At 69.0% G+C, this 15,199-nt stretch carries 18 protein-coding genes; 14 read left to right on the forward strand and 4 right to left on the reverse strand.

Going from position 1 to position 15,199, the window contains the following annotated elements:
• Position 1 precedes the first annotated feature (1 nt).
• Both MKK50_RS24575 and MKK50_RS24580 read right to left on the reverse strand, forming a co-directional pair.
• A complete protein-coding gene (locus MKK50_RS24575) occupies positions 2–439 on the reverse strand; it encodes a hypothetical protein (protein ID WP_499025809.1) in 438 nt (145 codons plus the stop codon).
• 124 nt (positions 440–563) lie between these two features.
• Entirely contained in the window at positions 564–1,079 is a 516-nt protein-coding gene (locus MKK50_RS24580; RefSeq protein WP_499025811.1) for a peptide deformylase, read from the reverse strand.
• 453 nt (positions 1,080–1,532) lie between these two features.
• On the opposite strand from MKK50_RS24580, the gene MKK50_RS24585 reads away from it, so the two are divergent.
• The 13 genes from MKK50_RS24585 (at position 1,533) to radA (ending at position 12,125) form a co-directional block, all read left to right on the forward strand.
• A complete protein-coding gene (locus MKK50_RS24585) occupies positions 1,533–1,793 on the forward strand; it encodes a hypothetical protein (RefSeq protein WP_253370046.1) in 261 nt (86 codons plus the stop codon).
• A 594-nt stretch (positions 1,794–2,387) separates the two neighbouring features.
• The gene (locus tag MKK50_RS24590) at positions 2,388–2,597 is read left to right on the forward strand and encodes a cold-shock protein (RefSeq protein ID WP_253374008.1); all 210 of its coding nucleotides are present in this window, start codon (positions 2,388–2,390) and stop codon (positions 2,595–2,597) included.
• A gap of 219 nt (positions 2,598–2,816) precedes the next feature.
• Complete coding sequence (locus MKK50_RS24595; RefSeq protein WP_253370048.1) at positions 2,817–3,197, forward strand: DUF6481 family protein; 381 nt, start codon at positions 2,817–2,819, stop codon at positions 3,195–3,197.
• 402 nt (positions 3,198–3,599) lie between these two features.
• Positions 3,600–3,926, forward strand: a complete 327-nt coding sequence (locus MKK50_RS24600) for a hypothetical protein (RefSeq protein ID WP_253370050.1) — start codon at positions 3,600–3,602, stop codon at positions 3,924–3,926.
• Between the two features lie 70 nt (positions 3,927–3,996).
• On the forward strand, positions 3,997–4,371 hold the full coding sequence (locus MKK50_RS24605; RefSeq protein ID WP_499025812.1) for a PH domain-containing protein: 375 nt from the start codon (positions 3,997–3,999) through the stop codon (positions 4,369–4,371).
• A 9-nt stretch (positions 4,372–4,380) separates the two neighbouring features.
• Entirely contained in the window at positions 4,381–4,875 is a 495-nt protein-coding gene (locus MKK50_RS24610; protein WP_499025814.1) for an AAC(3)-I family aminoglycoside N-acetyltransferase, read from the forward strand.
• Between the two features lie 244 nt (positions 4,876–5,119).
• Positions 5,120–5,566 carry a 30S ribosomal protein S6 gene (rpsF, locus tag MKK50_RS24615; RefSeq protein ID WP_499025815.1) on the forward strand — a complete coding sequence of 149 codons (447 nt, stop codon included), beginning with the start codon at positions 5,120–5,122 and terminating at the stop codon, positions 5,564–5,566.
• A gap of 2 nt (positions 5,567–5,568) precedes the next feature.
• Positions 5,569–5,823, forward strand: coding sequence for a 30S ribosomal protein S18 (gene rpsR, locus MKK50_RS24620; RefSeq protein WP_004446294.1), 255 nt, complete (start codon positions 5,569–5,571; stop codon positions 5,821–5,823).
• 136 nt (positions 5,824–5,959) lie between these two features.
• Complete coding sequence (locus MKK50_RS24625; protein ID WP_253370057.1) at positions 5,960–6,997, forward strand: DUF2232 domain-containing protein; 1,038 nt, start codon at positions 5,960–5,962, stop codon at positions 6,995–6,997.
• 37 nt (positions 6,998–7,034) lie between these two features.
• On the forward strand, positions 7,035–7,607 hold the full coding sequence (gene rplI / locus MKK50_RS24630) for a 50S ribosomal protein L9 (protein ID WP_004446280.1): 573 nt from the start codon (positions 7,035–7,037) through the stop codon (positions 7,605–7,607).
• A 367-nt stretch (positions 7,608–7,974) separates the two neighbouring features.
• Complete coding sequence (locus MKK50_RS24635) at positions 7,975–9,462, forward strand: replicative DNA helicase (protein ID WP_056201164.1); 1,488 nt, start codon at positions 7,975–7,977, stop codon at positions 9,460–9,462.
• 64 nt (positions 9,463–9,526) lie between these two features.
• A complete protein-coding gene (gene alr / locus MKK50_RS24640) occupies positions 9,527–10,648 on the forward strand; it encodes an alanine racemase (protein WP_499025845.1) in 1,122 nt (373 codons plus the stop codon).
• A 46-nt stretch (positions 10,649–10,694) separates the two neighbouring features.
• Positions 10,695–12,125 carry a DNA repair protein RadA gene (radA, locus tag MKK50_RS24645; RefSeq protein WP_499025817.1) on the forward strand — a complete coding sequence of 477 codons (1,431 nt, stop codon included), beginning with the start codon at positions 10,695–10,697 and terminating at the stop codon, positions 12,123–12,125.
• Between the two features lie 28 nt (positions 12,126–12,153).
• Here the strand turns inward: radA and MKK50_RS24650 are convergent, their stop codons facing one another.
• Together MKK50_RS24650 and MKK50_RS24655 are read right to left on the reverse strand one after the other, a co-directional pair.
• Entirely contained in the window at positions 12,154–12,777 is a 624-nt protein-coding gene (locus tag MKK50_RS24650; RefSeq protein ID WP_499025819.1) for an SCO family protein, read from the reverse strand.
• Positions 12,770–13,888 (reverse strand): MBL fold metallo-hydrolase, encoded by a 1,119-nt coding sequence (locus MKK50_RS24655; protein WP_499025821.1) that lies wholly within the window; start codon positions 13,886–13,888, stop codon positions 12,770–12,772. Before MKK50_RS24655 ends, MKK50_RS24650 begins: the two co-directional genes overlap by 8 nt.
• Before the next feature lie 371 nt (positions 13,889–14,259).
• Here MKK50_RS24655 and MKK50_RS24660 point away from each other — a divergent pair, with 371 nt between their 5' ends.
• Positions 14,260–14,853, forward strand: a complete 594-nt coding sequence (locus MKK50_RS24660; protein WP_253370064.1) for a CvpA family protein — start codon at positions 14,260–14,262, stop codon at positions 14,851–14,853.
• Positions 14,854–15,199: the final 346 nt, after the last annotated feature.

Here is a 15,199-nt window from a genome sequence, read left to right on the forward strand (position 1 = left end):
CCTACTTGCCGCGGGCCGGCTTGCCTGCCGGTCGCTCGGGCGGCGTGACGGCGCCCGCCACCGTCCAGTGGCACACCGCCGTGCCCTTGAGGGTGAGGCAATCGTAGGCGCGGCCGTTGAGGGCGACATGGTCGGCGAGCCCCGTGACCGTGGCGCGGTCCACCGCGCTGCAGCCGAGATCGGATTTCGGATCGCTCGCGACCGCGAGTGCGGCGGCGCGGTCCTCGCCCGCGCTGCGCAGGAGTCCGCGCAGGTTGGCCAGCGAGGTGCAGCCGACCACGGAAGCGGGCCGGGCCGCGGCCTTCTGATCGCCCGCCCGCGCCCCCGTCCCCTGCCCGGTCCCCTGCGCGGCGGCGCCGGGCGCGGACAGCACGAGGGTGACGGCGGCCAGGGCCGCCGGGGCGAGGGCTCGGAGGGCGACGTGCGGCAGGCGGGACATGGATCGATCTCGGACGGTGGAGCCTCGTCGCGGACGGCGATGGCCGTTTTCGGGACGAGACGCCGAGGTTCGGCATACCATGCCCGACGCCCCGGACCGAGCCTTGCACGCAAGGGGCGACACCTCACGATCCCGCGCGCGCCTGCTGCGCCCGCAGCTTGGCGTAGCGCTTGAGAACCCGGTCGCGGCGCAGCCGGGTCAGCCGGTCGATCCAGAAAATGCCAGCGAGTTGGTCGATCTCGTGCTGCAGGCAGGCGGCGCGCAGGCCCTCGGCCTCCTCCTCGTGCTCGGCGCCGTCGAGATCGCGGTAGCGCACCCGGATCCGGGCCGGCCGTTCCACCGGCTCGACCACGCCCGGCATCGAGACGCTTCCCTCCGGATGCGCGGCCCGCTCGGGCGAGGCCCAGGCGACGACGGGATCGACGTAGACCGCGTGCGGCTCGTCCGGCTGAAGCCGGATCACCACCACCCGCTCCGGGCGCCCGATATGGATCGCGGTCAACCCCATCGCCGAGACGGCGCCGAGGGTGTCGAGCACGTCCGCCGCGAGCGCGCGCAAGGCCTCCCCGGCCGCGGCGGCGGGTTCAGCCGCCCGGTGCAGACGCGCATCGGGATAGAGGATCAGCGGGCGGACGGGCATGCAAGCAGGTTCCGGGGACTGGCAACAAGGCGGCGGCGGGACCGATCCGCGCCCGCCGCCTTGAGATGCAGCCTTGAGATCGAGTCAAGCCGGGAACCTCCCGGCTCGGCGTGTCGTCGAGGATCGCCGCGCCGCGGCGTATGGGGTGAGCGGAGGGCAAGCCCGGACGAAGACGGATCATCGACACGACGGGCTCGCTCCCATGAATGTATTGGGAGGAACAGGACCCGGATTTCGCTCCGGGGATTCCGCCCACATCCCAATCCGCAACGCCACCAATCGAAGGACGATGTCGGCCTTCGGAGGCGCCCGGACGCGAAGATTGATGTTCGGCGAATTGCGCCTTCTCCTCATCCGGAAAGTCCAGACGCGATGGATCTGCCGATGGCAAGATACTGGAACCGCTCCGGGGACGATGCATTGTCGTCTTAACCAACAAAGGAGCGATCCCTCATGAAGACCATGACGACCCTGCTCGCCGGCACAATCGTCGCGGCGACCATGATCGCCGCGGTGCCGGCCTCCGCGCAGTCGATCACCATTGGTCCGGACGGACGGCCGGGGCTCGATCTCCGGTCCCGGGCGCAGCGCGATCGCGACGACAGCCGCGAGATGCGCAGGCGCGACCGCGACGGGTATTACCGCGAGCAGCGCTTCCGGGATCGCGACCGGTACGAGCGCCGTGGTTACGACCGTCGCGGCTACGATTACTGATCGGGGGCGAGCCCCTCAGCTTCAGGAGTCCTGCCTCGATCGACCGCGGTCGGGGTGGGGTCACTCTGATGAGACGACGGAATGGGGCCGGGCGACCGGCCCTTTTTCGTGCCCGAGAACACGCCCATCTCCTCCCCGCCCCCCGACATCACTTCATGCCGGCCGCGCGTCTTCGGGATGCGGCGACAATGACCGTACGGATCGACGGCTCGAATCAGCAGCAGCGATCGCTTGCGGCAATCCTCCCAACAAATGTTGTCGTCACGACAATGTTACGCGGAGGCAAATCGGTCACGTCCGGTGCCAGACCAGCGTACTTGTCCCGAATGGCTAAGTTTTTGCCTCGAATGTCCGCTTTGCGTGAAGAGCAGTGCTTGGCGGAAACCTTTGCGCCGCTTGCACCGCTACCGCATCGAATCTAACCATTGCGGCACCGTCGATCGGTGGCTGCCTTTGGCAAGGCCTTCGATGCCCCCGGAAGGGACGCGGCGCCGGCTTTTTTCCTCGCTCGCTTCGACGAACGGGACGGCCTTTTCGGCCGAGGACGGGACGCATTTCATACGGGGTGCCGCGGTGAGCGGAGGAGGAACCCGGATGCAGACTGGTACCGTGAAATGGTTCGATGAGATCAAGGGTTACGGGTTCATCCAGCCCGATACCGGGGGCAAGGACGTGTTCGTGCATATCTCTGCGGTCCAGCAGGCGGGTTTGCGCGGCTTGGTCGAGGGGCAGAAGGTCAGCTTCGACGTCGAGAACGACCGCCGCAGCGGCAAACCGGCCGCGGTCAACCTGCAGGTCAGCTGAGGCTGGACCCTTGGAGTTCCTGCCCTAAAACCTGATCCCATACCGCAACAGGTCCGAAAATGTTACTGGAGTCGCCCCGAACAGGGGCGACATCTGTTGCGTGTTGCGGCGCACTCGTGCATCGACTGCGCCGGTCTATAAGTGGCTCGATCCGAGTCCAGGCTGCCCGGACTGTGACTGATCCGGCATCCGGCCGTTTCAATGCATGAGAAAGGTCATATGAGCGCATTCGACTTCAGGAATTTCGAAGACCGCCGTCAGAACTCCCAGGCCGCTAAGGCGGCATTGCTCGAGAAGTTCAAGGCCCGGACACCGCTCGACGATCCGGAGATGCGTGCGAAGGCCCAGGCGCGTGCCGAGGTCGCCCGCGCCCGTGACGAGCGCGCCCGCGAGCGCGAGCGCATCCGCATCGAGACCGAGCGGAAGACGGCGGAGGAGAAGCGCCTGCGTGAGGAAGCCGAGCTCGCCGCTCAGCTCGCCCGCGAGGCCGCCGAGGCCGCCGCACTTGCCGAGCGCAAGGCTGCCGAAGCCGCGGAGAAGAAGGCGGCCCGCGACGCGCGCTATGCCGCCCGCAAGGCCAACGTCAAGATTCGTCGCTGAGCCTCCCGCGGACGCCCCCGGACCTCCGGGAGCGCCGCAAAGCCGATCCGCCAAACCGATCGGCCGTTTTCGACACGACCACGCGCGCCGGACGCTTCGAGCCCGGCGCGTTTTCTTTTGCCCCTCCGCCTCGTCATGACGCGATGCGAGACCGCTCGACGGCACCCGGCCGGACGACCGGCGGCATTCTCTGTGGGCAGACGACGCAGTTGGTGGCTGCAATCGACCGACAAGGCTTGGCAAGCCTGTTTCCCACGACGTTAGAGTGCCGCACACAGAGCCCGGTCGCGGACCGTTCTCGCCCCGGCGACGAAGGTGGGGCGGACGGTTTGCGAGAGGCGATTCGATGGCCGCAGATGCGCGCGGCAGCGAGCGCCGGGGCCGAACAGGGAGGGCCGAGCATTGCGTGTCCTGGGCAACCACTTCGGTCTGCCGGCCCGGCGCGGTCTGACCGCGGCCGGCCTGCTTCTCGGCACGCTTCTCGGCATCGGCATGGGAACCGGCCTCGGGCCGTCGCCCGCCGCCGCGCAGAGCGAGCCGCCGATCCGCAGCGCGGAGGACGCGTTCTGCCGCAGCGAGGCGCGGGCGCAGGTCTTCTCCGCCCCGGACCCGCTCAATCTCGGCCTGCGCGAGATCGGCCGCCGCATCTGGGCGAGCTGCATGGACCGGACCCAGCGCAAGGCCCATCCGCACAAGGGACAGAAACCGCGCAAGCGCCGCCATCGCTGAGCGCAAACTTCCCTCGCACGCGAGCGGGGCCGTCCCCACATCCTGCCGGAGACAAAGCAGGAGACGCGTGATGGGCTTACTCGACGGGCTGCTCGGGCACGGCAGCGACCTCTCCGCGGACGAGGTGGACCGGCAGCTCGCCGGGGTGCTGGCGCCGGGCGAGAGCGTGCGCGTCGCCTTCAAGGTGATCCGCGACCTGATGGTCTTCACCGACCGCCGCCTGATCCTGGTCGATCGCCAGGGCATGACCGGCCGCAAGGTCGAGTACCTGACCGTGCCCTACCGCGCGATCACCTCGTTCTCGGTGGAGACCGCGGGCAGCTTCGACATGGATTCGGAGTTGAAGATCTGGGTCTCGGGGCGGCTCGACCCGATCCAGCGCACGCTCAAGCGCGGCGCCGACATTTTGGGGATTCAGCAGGCCATCGCCGGCTCCCTGAAATAGGCCTCCGCCATGACTTCGAGGAAGGATGGGTCCGAGCCGGGCTTCACGGTCCGGCGCCTCGGCCCCGGCGATATCCCGTCGATGCGCGCCCTCAACGCCCTGTTCGGACGCGCCTTCGCCGAGCCCGACACCTACGGCGCCACGCCGCCGGACGACGCCTACCTCGCGGACCTGCTGGCCAAGGCGCATGTCGCGGTGTTGGTGGCGGAGCGCGACGGCACCGTTCTGGGTGGCCTCGTCGCCTACGAACTCGACAAGTTCGAGCGGGCACGGCGCGAGATCTACCTCTACGATCTCGCCGTCGAGGCCGAGCACCGCCGCCGCGGCATCGCCACGGCGCTGATCCGGCAGCTTCAGGCCCATGCCGCGCGCCGGGGCGCCTGGGTCGTCTTCGTCCAGGGTGATCCCGGCGACGGTCCAGCGCTCGCGCTCTACGACCGGCTCGGCACCCGCGAGGAAGTCCTGCATTTCGACCTGCCCGTCGGCCCCCTGCCCTTGCCATAAGGAACGAATCCCTCTAAAGGCCCGGCCTTCGCGTTCGCTCCGGCCGGGGGCTGAACGGACGGTGCCGTTTACGGCACAGGGTGTTCTTCCGAGAAATCCCGTCGTCCGGTGTCTCCGCCTTCGATCAACCGCTCGGGCCATCATCACGGCTCGAAGGGCTTGGCGCCGAGAGAATGCGGGATGAACCGGCCCGACAACCCGCGACGCGCGGGCGGGCTTCCTTATGGCAAGGAAAGGCCCAAGAATGCCTCTCTACGAGCACGTCTTCCTGGCGCGCCAGGACGTGACGGCCCAGCAGGTCGAGACCATGGTCGAGACCTACAAGGGCGTCATCGAGACGGGTGGCGGCACGATCGAGAAGATCGAGTCCTGGGGCGTCAAGTCCCTCGCCTACCGTATCAAGAAGAACCGCAAGGCGCATTTCACGCTCCTCAACATCTCCGCCCCCCCGGCCGCCCTGGCCGAGATGGAGCGCCAGATGCAGATCTCCGAGGACGTGCTGCGCTTCATGACCGTCCGCGTCGAGCAGCTGGAGGCCGAACCTTCCGCGATGATGCAGAAGCGCGACCGCGACGACCGGAAGGACCGCGACCGCGGTGACCGTCCGCGCCGCCGCGACGACGACTTCGGTGGCGGCGACCGTGGTGATCGCGGCGACCGTCCCGAGCGCAACTTCGGCGGGGAGAACTGATCATGGCATTCGGTGCTGGTGGTGGCGGCGGTGGCCGTCGTCCGTTCTTCCGTCGTCGCAAGAGCTGCCCGTTCTCGGGCGAGAACGCTCCCAAGATCGACTACAAGGACGTGAAGCTGCTCTCCCGCTACGTCTCTGAGCGCGGCAAGATCGTTCCCTCGCGCATCACGGCGGTTTCGGCCAAGAAGCAGCGCGAGCTTGCCCAGGCGATCAAGCGCTCGCGCTTCCTCGGCCTGCTGCCCTACGTCATCAAGTAGGGTTTTCTGCCGGCCCTCACGGGGGCCGGCCATCACCGTGAGGGCGGCCTTTCCGAAAAGGGGGCGTCCGATCGTTGGGGCCTCGTTTCTTAGCCCCTAACCCTGCCCATCACGGGACAGCGGGACAGCGGACCTTATGACCAAGGACATTCCCGTCGGCGCCGGTGCCGGCCTCGTGGCGGCGCTGCTGTTCGGCGTGCTGCTCAAGGCCACGACGCTCTCGATCCTTCTCTACCTGCTCGCCCCGCTGCCGATCCTCATCGTCGGCCTGGGCTGGAGCCATCGTGCGGCGCTCGCCGCCGTCGTTGCGGGTGGGTTGGCGCTCGCGCTCTTCATCTCGCCCTATCTCGGCCTTGCCTTCGCGGCCTACCTCGCCATCCCCGCGTGGTGGCTCGCCTATCTCGCCCTGCTCGGCCGGCCGAACGCGGACGGCACGATCGAGTGGTATCCCACCGGGCGCCTGCTCGCCTGGGTCGCCGGCACCGCAGCGCTCGCCTTCATCGCCATCGCCGTCATCGCCTCGCCCGACTACGACACCTTTCGCACGCAGCTCACCACGATGAGCCGCCGGATCGTGCAGGTTCAGGTGCAGCGCGGCCGGATTCCCGCCCCTCCCCCGAGCGGCACCGCGAACGAGACCCCGGCCGGGAACGCCGAGCCCGCCGACGCGTCGCCGCAGGCTGGTGCGCCGACCGACGAGCCGCAGAAGGCCGACGACCTCGCCAGCGAGGTCGCCGACGCGCTGGCGACTGTCGCGCCCGCGATCGCCGCCCAGGGTCTCACGATCCTGTTCACCTTCTACCTCTGGGCCGCCGCCCGCATCGTGCAGATCTCGGGGCGCCTGCTCCGGCCCTGGCCCGACCTCCCGTCCACGATGATGCCGCGGTCCACGCTGCTGGTCTTCGCCGCCGCCCTGACGCTGGCGATGGTGCCCGGCTATCCCGGCGCGCTCGGCATCGCCCTGATCGGCGCGTTCAGTGCGGCCTTCGCGCTCCAGGGGCTCGCCGCCTTCCATGACCGCAGCCGCGGCCGGCCGGGGCGCTTCGCCCTGCTCGCCGGCCTCTACGTGCTGCTGTTCCTCACCCAGGGCGTGGCCATGCTCGCCCTGATCCTGTTCGGCATTGCCGATACCGCCCTCGACCGGCGCCGCCCGAAAGCTCGCGGCGACGCCTGATCGTACCCGCTTCCAAGCAACCTCAAGGAGAAGCCCCATGGAAGTCATCCTGCTCGAACGCGTCGCCAAGCTCGGCCAGATGGGCGAGACCGTGAACGTGCGTCCCGGCTACGCCCGCAACTTCCTGCTCGCCCGCGGCAAGGCCCTGCGCGCCACCGAGAACAACAAGAAGCATTTCGAGGCCCAGCGCGCCCAGCTCGAAGCCCGCAACCTCGAGCGCCGCAACGAGGCCCAGACGGTGGCCGAGAAGCTCGACGGCCAGAGCTTCGTGCTGATCCGCCAGTCCGGCGAGACCGGCGTGCTCTACGGCTCGGTCTCGACCCGCGACCTCGCCGAGGTCGTCACCAAGGAGGGATTCAGCGTCGAGCGCGGCCAGTTCGTGCTCAACCAGCCGATCAAGACGCTGGGCCTGCACACCGTGCCGGTGACGCTCCACCCCGAGGTCGAGGTGAAGGTGACCGTCAACATCGCCCGTTCGCCGGAAGAGGCCGAGCGTCAGGCCCGCGGCGAGTCGGTGACCGAGCGCGAGCAGTTCAACCTCGACGACCTCGGCCTCGAAGTCGGCCAGGCGCTCGCCGATGCCGGCGAGGGCGCCGACGACCGCGGCTAAGTCCGGGATTGCGAAGGGATCATCCCTTCGCCGGGGGATCGGGGCAGCGCCCCGATCTCTTCCAAGGCTCCGCCCTGGACCCGCGAAAGGGCTTGCCCTTTCGAACCCCCTGACAGCCGCATAAGCGGTGGAGAACGGGGATGCGCCGGCCTCCGGCGTTGACTTGTTCTCAATTCGTTCCAGCATGACGCCCGCGATTCCCGTTGCCGGGAGCCGCGGGCGTCTCGCGTTTCGGCACCCGTGGCATGAGCGTCGCAGCCGCCTCCGGTGAGGTCGGCTAAGGAAGGCTTCACCATCCCGAGGCAAGGTCCGGCGGGCATGAAACGGGGCGGCCAGCCCGCCCGCATCGGAGCGACGGACAAGCGCCATGGCCCTGCCCAACGCCCTCACGGCCAATCTCGAGACGGTGCAGCCCGAATACCGGGTGCCGCCGCACAACATCGACGCGGAGCAGGCCCTGCTCGGCGCGATCATGGTCAACAACGACGCCTATTACCGTGTCTCGGACTTCCTGCTGCCCGAGCACTTCATGGAGGCGGTGCACCGCCAGATCTTCGAGGTCTCGGTCTCGCTGATCAAGGCGGGCAAGCTCGCCACGCCGATCACGCTCAAGACCTATCTCGGCGACATCGACCTCGGCGGCGTCACGCCGATGCAGTACCTCGCGCGGCTGGCGGCCGAGGCGACCACCGTCATCAATGCGGGCGAGTACGGCCGCACCATCTACGATCTGGCCATCCGCCGCCGCCTCATCACCATCGGCGAGGATCTGGTCAACGGCGCCTACGAGGCCCCCGTCGAGTCCAGGCCCCGCGACCAGATCGAGGCGACCGAGCGCCGGCTCTACGAACTTGCCGAATCCGGCAAGTACGACGGCGGCTTCCAGAAATTCTCCGACGCGCTGACCGCGGCCATCGACATGGCGGCCAAAGCCTACCAGCGCGACGGCAAGCTCTCGGGCATCTCCACGGGGCTCACCGACCTCGACGCCAAGATGGGCGGGCTGCAGCCGTCAGACCTCATCATCCTCGCGGGGCGCCCGGCCATGGGCAAGACCTCGCTCGTGACCAACATCGCCTTCAACATCGCCAAGGCCTATCGCGGCGAGAAGCAGCCCGACGGCACCATGCAGACCGTCAACGGCGGCATCGTCGGCTTCTTCTCGCTCGAAATGTCGGCCGAGCAATTGGCGACCCGTATCATCGCCGAGCAGTCCGGGGTGCCGTCCTACAAGATCCGCCGCGGCGACATTCGCCCGGAGGACTTCTACAAGATCACCGACGCCGCCCGGGACATGCAGACGATCCCGTTCTACATCGACCAGACCGGCGGCATCTCGATCGCCCAGCTCGCCGCCCGCGCGCGCCGCCTCAAGCGCCAGAAGGGCCTCGACCTCCTCATCATCGACTATCTCCAGCTCCTCTCCGGCTCCGGCAAGAAGAGCGACAACCGCGTGCAGGAGATGACCGAGATCACCACCGGCATGAAGGCGCTGGCCAAGGAGCTGGCGGTGCCGATCATCGGCCTGTCGCAGCTCTCGCGTCAGGTCGAGAACCGCGACGACAAGCGGCCCCAGCTCTCCGACCTGCGCGAATCCGGCTCGATCGAGCAGGACGCCGACGTGGTGATGTTCGTGTTCCGCGAGGAATATTACGTCGGCAACAAGAAGCCGCGCGAGGGCACGGAGGAGTTCTTCGCCTGGGAAGCGGAGATGCAGCGCGTCCACGGCAAGGCCGAAGTCATCCTGGGCAAGCAGCGCCACGGCCCGACCGGCACGGTGGAGCTGCAGTTCGACGCCAACATCACCCGGTTCTCGAACCTGGCGCAGAGCGACCGGATGCCGGAGCAGATGTGATATCGGTGGCCGGATCGACGGTCCGGTCCCGTCTCCGCCGGGGCGTTCCCCGCAGGAGTCTGTCATAGCGCCCCTAGAATCCCTCCCGGAAAACCCGACCACGGGCGATCCATTCCCGAGCGGCCACGGCGCCCGCCTGACGGTCGATCTCTCGGCCGTGGTGGCGAACTGGCGGACGCTTGCGGCCTGCGCGCCGCGGGCCGAGTGCGGTGCCGTGGTGAAGGCGGATGCCTATGGCTGCGGGCTCTCGGCGGTCGCACCCGCCCTGTGGCGGGCGGGCTGCCGGACGTTCTTCGTGGCGCATCTCTCCGAGGGGATCGCCGCCCGCGCCGCGCTGCCGGACGCCGCGGTCTACGTGCTCAACGGTCTGCCGCCCGGCAGCGCGGAGAGGTTCTGCGCCCACCGCCTGCGCCCGGTCCTGGGAGACGCGCAAGAACTCGCCGAGTGGGCCGAGGCCACGCAGGGCGTGCGGCCGGCCGCGCTCCATATCGATACCGGCATGAACCGGCTCGGCCTCTCCGTACCGGAAGCCCTGGCGCTAGCCGGCGAGCCCGTGATCGCGCGGGCCGGCATCGACCTCGTGATGAGCCATCTCGTCAGCGCGGAACTGCCCGGCGATCCGCTCAACGTGCGCCAAGCCGCCGATTTCGCCCGTGTGCGGGCGGCCCTTCCGCAGATGCGCGCCTCGCTCGCCAATTCCTCGGGCACCTGCCTCGCGCACGACGCCCGCCACGACCTGCTGCGGCCGGGCTATTCGCTCTTCGGCGGCAATCCGGAGCCGGGCCAACCCAATCCGATGCGGCCGGTGGTGCGGCTGGAGGCGACGATCCTGCAGGTCCGCGACGTCGAGGCCGGCGCGACCTGCGGCTACAACGGCCGCTGGCAGGCCCCTGCCCCGCGCCGGCTGGCCACACTCTCGCTCGGCTATGCCGACGGTTATCCCCGCTCGGCCAGCAATCGCGGCCACGCGCTGGTCGGCGGCGTGCCCTGTCCGATCGTCGGCCTGATCTCGATGGACCTCATCATCCTCGACGTCACCGACGCATCGCAGGCCCGGCGCGGCGGCAAAGCCACGCTGATCGGCGATAGGCTCGACATCGACACGGTGGGCCACGCCGCCGGCACCATCGGCTACGAGATCCTGACGGGTCTGGGTTCCCGTTATGTTCGCTCTTATGTAGAGTGACGAACAGCCGTCCCGCCGGTCTCCTTCACAGACACCCCCTCCCCGAATGGCCAAGATCCAACAGACTTTCGTCTGCCAGTCCTGCGGGGCGGTCTACAACCGCTGGCGCGGGCGCTGCGAGGCCTGCAACGGCTGGAACACGATCCAGGAGGAGGTCGCCTCCACCGGCCCCCAATCCGGCCCGGCGGCGACCCGGCCCTCGCGGGCGCGGGGCCGCGTTTTCCCCCTCGAAGGTCTGACCGGCGAGGCCAAGGAGGCGCCGCGCACGCCGTCCGGCATCAACGAGCTCGACCGCGTCACCGGCGGCGGCTTCGTGCGCGGCTCGGTGATCCTGCTCGGCGGCGATCCCGGCATCGGCAAGTCGACGCTGCTGATGCAGGCCTCCGCCGCCATGGCCAAGAGCGGGGAACGCGTCGCCTACATCTCCGGCGAGGAGGCGGTGGGGCAGGTGCGCCTGCGCGCCGAGCGCCTCGGGCTGGCGGGGCACCCGGTGGAGTTGGCCGCGCAAACGAATGTCGAGGACATCGTCGAGACGCTGTCGCAGGGCCACCCGCCGGCACTCGTCATCATCGACTCGATCCAGACCATGTGGACCGAGACGGTGGAATCGGCGCCCGGTACTGTCACCCAGGTGCGCTCCTCCGCCCAGGCGTTGATCCGATTCGCCAAGACCACGGGCACGGCCGTCATCCTCGTCGGCCACGTCACCAAGGACGGGCAGATCGCGGGGCCGCGCGTGGTCGAGCACATGGTCGATGCGGTGGCCTCGTTCGAGGGCGACCAGGGCCACCATTTCCGCATCCTGCGCGCCGTGAAGAACCGCTTCGGGCCGACCGACGAGATCGGCGTGTTCGAGATGACCGATGCCGGGCTCGCCGAGGTGCTCAACCCCTCCGCCCTGTTCCTGGCCGGGCGCGACCACGCAGCACCCGGCACCGCCGTCTTTGCCGGAATGGAGGGCACGCGCCCGCTGCTGGTCGAGATCCAGGCGCTCGTCGCCCCCTCCTCGCTCGGCATGCCGCGCCGCGCCGTGGTCGGCTGGGATCCCAACCGCCTGTCGATGGTGCTCGCCGTGCTGGAGGCCCATGGCGGCATCCGGCTCGGGGGGCACGATGTCTACCTCAACGTCGCCGGGGGCCTGCGCATCACCGAGCCGGCCGCGGATCTCGCGGTGGCCGCCGCGCTCGTCTCCTCGCTCTCGGGCGCGGCTTTGCCCTCCGACTCGGTCTATTTCGGCGAACTCGGCCTGTCGGGGGCGGTGCGGCCGGTCTCGCAGGCGCCGGCCCGGCTGAAGGAGGCGCTGAAGCTCGGCTTCGGCAAGGCGATCACCCCGCAAGGGCGCGGCGAGGCCGGAGACCGGGCGCTGCCGACGGACGCGCTGCGCCACATCGCCGACCTCGTGGCCGGCATCGCCTCGGGCGCGCCGCGCAAGGGCGGGGGTCGGCCCCGGGCGGTACGGTTCGAGGAGGAGATGTAGCGCGGGCCTGACCGGATCAGAGGGCGCCCTATTCGGGCGCGGGCCGTGCGGCGAGATGCGGCCGCAGGATCGTCAACATCCGCTCGGCCGAGGTGCCGGGCGGGAAGAATCCGAGATAGGCGCCCGACCGATCCATCAGGTAGACGAAGGCGGAATGCTCGATGGCGCGGCCGCCGTCAGAGCCTGCAATCCGCGCGTAATAGACCTTGTAGGCCTCGGCGGCCCGGCGAACCGCCGCCTCGCTGCCGGTCAGGCCGACCAGACGCGGGTGGAAGTTCGGCACGTAGTCCGCCAGCAGCGCGGCGGTATCGTGCTCGGGGTCGAGCGTGATGAAGAGCGGCTGGACGGCGTCGCCGGCCTCGCCCAACAGCGTCAGCGCCCGGCCGATCTCCATCAAGTCCGTGGGGCAGACATCCGGGCAGGCGGTGAAGCCGAAATAGACGAGAAGGAGCCGGCCGTGGAAATCGGCCTCCGTCCGGGGCCGCCCCGCCTGATCGATCAGCGCGAACGGACCGCCGACCGGCTCGCGGTTCCACATCAGCACGTCCATCAGCTCGGCGGCCGAGCGGCGTGGCGGGGTCTCGCCGCGCGCAGGGTCGAAGGCCGCGAGCAGGCAGAGCAGCAGTCCGGCCGCGAGCGTCCGATTACGCACTGAAGACGAGCCGGCTGCCGGTCGTCGGGACGATGACGTTGTCCGGCATCTGCGCCTGCGCCTCGAGGGCGAAGTTCAGGCCGCTGCAATGCATCGGCACGACGACGTCGGGTTGGAGCTTTTTGATCTCGGCCACGACCTGGGTCAGGTAGTCCTTCGGCGCGGGTCCGAGATGGAAACCGCCGACGATGGCGTGGACGCGTTCGATGCCCGACACCTCCTGCGCCTGCCGCACTGAGTTGACGATGCCGACATGGCCGCAGGACGAGATCACCACGAGGCCCTTGCCCTTCACGTTGAAGCAGGTGGCGTGCTCGTGGACGTGCTCGTCGGGGATGATCTTTCCCTGGAGTTCGGCGGGCGAATAGTGGCTGGCATCGCAGCCCAGCCCGTCGGTGATGCCGCGCTCGACGAAGGTGTTGGGCAGGATGCGCTCGATGGAGGCGCGCTTGATCTGCCCGGTGGTGAAGGCGTGGCCGGCGACCACGGTGGGCGTCTCGCACAGCACGGTCGAGATCTTCTGCGCCGTCAGCTCGCGCCGGTCGAGCTGGCCGAAATCGGTGAACTGGCCGGGGACGCCGCTCGGGCTGTGGCGGTGGCAGAAATTGTCCTCGCCGCCGGCATAGAGCTTCAGGTCGGGCGCGAGCGCGCTCCGGTACTTGTCGAGGAACCCGGTCAGGCCGCCGTAATGGTCGTGATGGCCGTGGCTGACGATCAGCGCATCGATCTTGGTAGGGTCGACCTTCAGGATCTCGATGTTGTTGAGCAGGGCCTCGGGGCTGTAGCCGAAATCGAGCAGGATCGTGCGCGCCTCCTCCGCCCGCCAGGATTCGGCGAAGAGGGACAGGCCCCACTGATTGTGCAGCACCTTGCGGTAATCGCTGCCGCGCCCGTTGCCCGGCGGCTGATGCAGCACGCCCTGCACGGTCGCGGGCTTCAGAAACTGGTCGTGGGCCGAATCGATCAGGACGCGCAGGGACAACCGGTCGACCGTCGGCACCGCGATCGGCGCGGCATTCGCGATCTCGATACAGGAGAACCCGGCGGCGGCACCGGCCGCGAAGACTGCCGATCCCCGGAGGAAACCGCGCCTGTCGATCGTCCCGGCCATCCCGCGCACCCCGTCCGTATATTGAATACCCCGGTTATAGCCGAGATCGCTCGGAAGATGTTTTCCTCTTTCGGAGCAGTCGCGAAACATTCCGCGCGCGCCACTGCGGCCGCGAGGGATTTCGCTCTCGTCGCCGACCTCCGTGGCGGATCGGATCGGCGTCGGGACGCTCGATCCCGGAAGAAGCTTGCCCCTCTGCCGCGTCGGACATGCGGCAATGTCGGCGGCGCTCGTACGGAGCGCGGCCCGAAGGTGACGGCCGAGGTTCGCCGGGGTATATGGTTAAAGACCAGAGCGGACGCGCGGCCCGGGGGAGCCGTCGTCGTCCGGGCAAGGCTGCCCCGTCCCGCCCCAGCGAACCATATCCTGCGATGCCGTTTTCCGTCCTCGACCTCGTGGTGCTCGGCATCGTGCTCGTCTCGGCGCTGCTCGCCGCCGTGCGCGGCGTGACCCGCGAGGTGCTCGCGATCATCGCCTGGGTGGCCGCCGCCGCGGTGGCGTGGTCGCTCCACCCGCTGCTCCTGCCCACCGTCAAACAGCACATCTCCAGCGACACGGTCGCGCTCGTCGCCTCCATCGCCTCGATCTTCCTCGCCACCCTGATCGTGGTCTCGCTGGTGACGGTGAAGATCTCCGACCTCGTGCTCGATTCGCGCATCGGCGCCGTCGACCGCTCGCTCGGCTTCCTGTTCGGGGCGGGCCGCGGCTTCCTGATCTGCGTGATCGGCTGGGTGTTCCTGGCTTGGCTCGTCCAGGGCAAGGTTCCGGATTGGGCGGCCCAGGCCAAGAGCCGGTCGCTGCTCGAAAGCTCGGGCGAGGCGCTGGTGGCGCAGTTGCCCGACAATCCGGAGGGCTTCCTCAAGCAGTTCCGCAAGCCGAAGGGCGACGGGCCGGAGGAGCCGCCGCCGGAGACCGATCTCCCCGCCCAGCGCCGCAGCGAGGCCGGGTCCGAGCCGAAGCGCTGAGGAAAACCGCGCCTCGAATCCGAAATCTGCGTTTCACCAGCGATCAGAGCCGGCGCTGAAGCGGCTTCGCGGCGCGCGGAGCGGGCTTTTCAGGGTGTAACCCCGGAAAGCATCGAGCGGAGCGATAAGCCCAGGGAGCCGAGAGTTTCCGCAGTGGCGGGCGTCGGCGACTGAGGCCAGCAACAGAATCAGGGCGATCGCTGTCGAGCGATTGTCCTGCGCCAGCAACGCAGCCGCGTTGCGCGCGATATGCTGGAATCGGTCTTGGTTGCGACGCGATCCGGGCCTAGGTAACGGTTTCACGACGGTCCCGGCGTAACCCCTCGCGGCAGAGGTCGCGAGCGGA

The organism is Methylobacterium sp. J-043, assembly GCF_022829505.1.
GTDB classification, from domain to species: Bacteria; Pseudomonadota; Alphaproteobacteria; order Rhizobiales; family Beijerinckiaceae; genus Methylobacterium; species Methylobacterium extorquens_A.

Excerpts from the sequence above, each read along its gene's own strand:
- MKK50_RS24595 (WP_253370048.1), top strand. The coding sequence starts at position 2,817 with ATGAGCGCATTCGACTTCAGGAATTTCGAAGACCGCCGTCAGAACTCC.
- MKK50_RS24610 (WP_499025814.1), top strand. The coding sequence starts at position 4,381 with ATGACTTCGAGGAAGGATGGGTCCGAGCCGGGCTTCACGGTCCGGCGC.
- MKK50_RS24625 (WP_253370057.1), top strand. The coding sequence starts at position 5,960 with ATGACCAAGGACATTCCCGTCGGCGCCGGTGCCGGCCTCGTGGCGGCG.
- MKK50_RS24575 (WP_499025809.1), bottom strand. The coding sequence starts at position 439 with ATGTCCCGCCTGCCGCACGTCGCCCTCCGAGCCCTCGCCCCGGCGGCC.
- radA (WP_499025817.1), top strand. The coding sequence starts at position 10,695 with ATGGCCAAGATCCAACAGACTTTCGTCTGCCAGTCCTGCGGGGCGGTC.
- MKK50_RS24660 (WP_253370064.1), top strand. The coding sequence starts at position 14,260 with ATGCCGTTTTCCGTCCTCGACCTCGTGGTGCTCGGCATCGTGCTCGTC.
- rpsR (WP_004446294.1), top strand. The coding sequence starts at position 5,569 with ATGGCATTCGGTGCTGGTGGTGGCGGCGGTGGCCGTCGTCCGTTCTTC.
- MKK50_RS24585 (WP_253370046.1), top strand. The coding sequence starts at position 1,533 with ATGAAGACCATGACGACCCTGCTCGCCGGCACAATCGTCGCGGCGACC.
- MKK50_RS24635 (WP_056201164.1), top strand. The coding sequence starts at position 7,975 with ATGGCCCTGCCCAACGCCCTCACGGCCAATCTCGAGACGGTGCAGCCC.
- rpsF (WP_499025815.1), top strand. The coding sequence starts at position 5,120 with ATGCCTCTCTACGAGCACGTCTTCCTGGCGCGCCAGGACGTGACGGCC.
- rplI (WP_004446280.1), top strand. The coding sequence starts at position 7,035 with ATGGAAGTCATCCTGCTCGAACGCGTCGCCAAGCTCGGCCAGATGGGC.
- MKK50_RS24580 (WP_499025811.1), bottom strand. The coding sequence starts at position 1,079 with ATGCCCGTCCGCCCGCTGATCCTCTATCCCGATGCGCGTCTGCACCGG.
- MKK50_RS24605 (WP_499025812.1), top strand. The coding sequence starts at position 3,997 with ATGGGCTTACTCGACGGGCTGCTCGGGCACGGCAGCGACCTCTCCGCG.
- MKK50_RS24590 (WP_253374008.1), top strand. The coding sequence starts at position 2,388 with ATGCAGACTGGTACCGTGAAATGGTTCGATGAGATCAAGGGTTACGGG.
- MKK50_RS24655 (WP_499025821.1), bottom strand. The coding sequence starts at position 13,888 with ATGGCCGGGACGATCGACAGGCGCGGTTTCCTCCGGGGATCGGCAGTC.